Source organism: Pseudoalteromonas sp. Z1A6, assembly GCF_011378745.1.
Taxonomy (GTDB): Bacteria; Pseudomonadota; Gammaproteobacteria; order Enterobacterales; family Alteromonadaceae; genus Pseudoalteromonas; species Pseudoalteromonas arctica.
In genome coordinates this window covers 1-1,856 of the sequence record NZ_WTKW01000536.1, presented here as the reverse complement: position 1 = coordinate 1,856, position 1,856 = coordinate 1, and the positions used below count along the sequence as shown (strand labels likewise).

Here is a 1,856-nt window from a genome sequence, read left to right as displayed (position 1 = left end):
TGCTTAAAAAGTCAAAGCTTATAAGTTTTTCACCTGGGTAGCGGCGAATAATCATAAATAAAAAGCTAAAAAAGAGCAGTGCTTCGCCTGCAAAAAACGCAAAAAATAAGCCGTCTAGCTGCCAGTCTCTTAATAAATATGCAAGCAATACCATAAAGGCGTAACCACTTAGCATAGTTATTAAAATTAACCGGTACTCTTTCATACCTGATAGAAAAATAGCGCCAAGCCACTGATTACATAAGCTTACAAAGGCACCTAAAATTATAATCTTAGTAACAACGGGTATAGGGAGCATAGGCCATACAGCTAAGCCCACCAATAACGCAGCTATTGTTGTTACAAGTTGCGCACCAAGTAAATTAGGGAGTACTTTTGCCTCTTCTTTTTGAAAAAACAAATCGGCAATAAACCGAGTTAGTAATAACTGCAAGCCACCCGTTAAAATAAGTGAGGCTGCCATCATGTAGGTAACAAGCGTTAAAAACTGAATAATAAGTACTTTAGGTAATACAATTCCTAAACTTAAAATACCAATTAGCATTAACGCTACAATAGAGAGCAGCCAGGGGCCTGAGCCTATTAACCCTGCGTAGCCGTATGCTTCAAAAACTGAGAGCAGGGTATTTTTTTTGAGAATTTTTCGTATCTCAAAACCTATTCCGGCCATGCCATTGTATCCTTATAAAGTTTATCGTAACGGGCAAACATGTGGCTCTCGTCATAAAATTTTTGTACGCGGTCTAAACCACTTTTTTGATACTCAAGCCAAGCTTGCTCATTTGTTAGCATATTTGATATTTGTTGTGCTGTTTCGCTAGGTGAAGCAATTGAGACAACTTCACCAGCTTTACCTAATGCTTTATCTTCATCGGTGCCGCCTTCGATTATTTCGCGGCACGAGCCAACATCACTAGCAAGTACAGGCACACCGGCCGCCATTGCTTCTAAAAGCACTAAAGGCTGCGCTTCGGAAATCGAGGTTAAAGCAACAATTCCGAGCTTAGGTAAAATTTTGGTAATATCTTGCATACCTAAAAACTTAACACTGTTTTGTAAATCAAGGCTGCCTACAAGTAGTTCACACTCTTTGTAATATTGCGGATCTTCTTCATAAGGGCCGATGATCCAGCCTTCGACCTCTGGTAATATCGATTGCGCTTCTTTAATCGCACGTATAAAGGTTTTAATATCTTTTATAGGAACTACACGTCCAATTAATCCAACAACCGGTGGTATCTGTTTTGGACGCTGCTCAAGCGCTTCAATAAAGCGCACTGTTTTAATACCATTAGGTACAACAAATGCTTTTTCAGGCGCTGCACCATCTTTTATTTGGCGCTGTCTGTTACCATCGTATAGCGAAATGATCTTATCTGCTTCTTGGTATGTTGTTCGGCCTATTTGCTCAAAAAAGCTGATCCACATTCGGCGAATAAAGCCCATCTCGGTATTTAAGTTTTTACCTAGGCTTTGTTCAGACTCTTTGATCCAACTGGCTTGAATAAGATCTATTTTTCTCTCTTTGGTGTAAATACCATGCTCGGTCAACAAAAAGGGAGTATCGCTTATTACACTGGCACCAGATCCTAAAATACCAGCATACCCGGTAGATATTGAGTGAATAAGTTTAACTTTTGGAAGTCCACGTGCAATTTCGGCTATTTTAAATAGCGGTTTATATAAATTGCGGTATGACCAAAAAAAGTCAATAAAAGAGGATTCATCACAAAAAGTTGAATAGTAATTGATGAGCACTTGCCACGATGATTCACTATATAAAAAGTCGGCTTCGTTAATACCGTCTTTTTTAGCCAAAGTTTCAAATGCAAATTTTAACAATTCACTCGGAATAG

General features: G+C 38.8%; 2 protein-coding genes. Both read right to left on the bottom strand.

The genetic code is table 11. The features are described from left to right. The coding region (gene pelG, locus GQR46_RS19235) for an exopolysaccharide Pel transporter PelG (protein ID WP_165742131.1) at positions 1-670 on the bottom strand (670 nt) is incomplete at its 3' end. Then, on the bottom strand, positions 658-1,856 hold a 1,199-nt coding region (pelF, locus tag GQR46_RS19230), incomplete at its 5' end, for a GT4 family glycosyltransferase PelF (protein ID WP_165742129.1). The genes pelF and pelG, both read right to left, overlap by 13 nt.